This window comes from Phaeodactylibacter luteus, from assembly GCF_007993045.1.
GTDB lineage: Bacteria > Bacteroidota > Bacteroidia > Chitinophagales > Saprospiraceae > Phaeodactylibacter > Phaeodactylibacter luteus.
The window spans coordinates 1-1,143 of record NZ_VOOR01000145.1 but is presented as its reverse complement, the minus strand read 5'-3'; the positions used below and the strand labels follow the sequence as shown (position 1 = coordinate 1,143).

Here is a 1,143-nt window from a genome sequence, read left to right as displayed (position 1 = left end):
ATTTATCTCTACATCTACTAAAACACCTGTTTCGATTAACCTCTCAGAAAAAGGGTCTAAAAAATCTTTCAAAAGGGCACTACAAGGGTCATAGCCCAAATTGTTTATCGCACCAAGTGCAAGTTGTGCTTTCTTGTCTATGACTAATTCAAGAAGCCTACAAATATTTAATGCAAGAACTTCTGATACCCTCTCTGCTCTTGGATAGTATTCATATCGAGTAGCATATTCAGATGCACCATAATTATAAACTCTTTGCTTAGCCCTGTATTCTTGAATATAGATTTCAGTCATTCTTGGTGAAACCTCTTTAATTAAACTATCCACTTTCTCTATCTGCTCGTCATTTAATCCATAGGATTGAGCCAAATTGTGAAATAATTGTTCATGCAAGTTGACTGTCTGCTGAACAAAAGGAGCTTTGTTCCCGTCTTCCAATTTTTTAAGGGCAACTAAATACTTTTTATAATCAAAATCAATACTATCAATAGCTACCCATTCAATTGAGTTTGGGTTTATCATCGCATTGTCTATCACATTTTTTCTTCCAGCCTCTATTCCCTCTTTTAAGCCACTTTTATACATTTGGTCGCCATAGACCCAGATGCCAAGTCCTAAGAAAGAAACTATTGCAAATCCAATTAGAAATTTTTGTGTTCCGTCCATATCATTTTTGATTTTAAGAGAATATCATCCGCAAAAATCCTTTTAATATCAACCAAATTCCATAAAAAAGAATAACAAATGAAAGCATTGCAAAAATTGCCATTCCAGTTGATTTATCTTGTGGGTTAGCAGATGCTGAAATTATAATCATGAAAAAGAAAGCAAGTAATACTCTTTTTAACCCTTTTTTCATCTGTTCTTTTGGAGATACATATTTTTTAGGAGGTCTTCCTTCTTCCTTTCCCCTATTTTCGAGGTAATGCTTAAACCAAACTCCCAAAATAGTAAACATTCCTGCGATTATAGCTTGGGTTATTTCCATTTTATCGATTTTATTTATTTCCGATTTATTTCATGCAAATTCTCGGATTTCAATTTGTGGTTCAAAATTATTTGTCATTGTGGCTCTGTTATTCGACAAATTCATATGAATTTAATGACTAATGTTTGGATTTTAATTTTTTCTTAATTGGCACG

General features: G+C 32.9%; 2 protein-coding genes. Both read right to left on the bottom strand.

All coding sequences use genetic code 11. The features are described from left to right. On the bottom strand, positions 1 to 666 hold a 666-nt coding region (locus tag FRY97_RS21875), incomplete at its 3' end, for a hypothetical protein (RefSeq protein WP_147169751.1). Positions 667 to 679: 13 nt separating this feature from the next. Continuing rightward, positions 680 to 988, bottom strand: coding sequence for a hypothetical protein (locus tag FRY97_RS21870; protein WP_147169750.1), 309 nt, complete (start codon positions 986 to 988; stop codon positions 680 to 682). Positions 989 to 1,143: the final 155 nt, after the last annotated feature.